Here is a 270-nt window from a genome sequence, read left to right as displayed (position 1 = left end):
CTGTCTTGATTAGAAGATGTTGCATCATCTCGGTCGAGATATTCAGTGACAGCAGTGAGCAATGGGTATACTTTATTGTGACATAGACCAAGGAAGTCATCCATATCTAATGACCACAACATAATGCCCCCAAGTTTGAATCTGTTGACCAAATTAGCTTTTTCTATCAAACTTCTCTCATTATCATAACTGACAAATCTGTTATCATTATAAGCAACTGGAGTGACTGAATCTCGATCAAATTCTTCATTCCATCCACTGACTGTTTTC

At 37.4% G+C, this 270-nt stretch carries 1 protein-coding gene; it reads right to left on the bottom strand.

Annotated features, from left to right (window positions below; genetic code table 11):
* On the bottom strand, window positions 1–270 hold a 270-nt coding region (locus PZC42_RS21380; RefSeq protein ID WP_277214162.1), incomplete at both ends, for a glycosyl hydrolase family 18 protein.

Source organism: Isoptericola croceus, assembly GCF_029382255.1.
In the GTDB taxonomy this organism is placed as follows: Bacteria; Actinomycetota; Actinomycetes; order Actinomycetales; family Cellulomonadaceae; genus Isoptericola; species Isoptericola croceus.
This window is presented reverse-complemented; position numbering and strand designations above follow the sequence as displayed.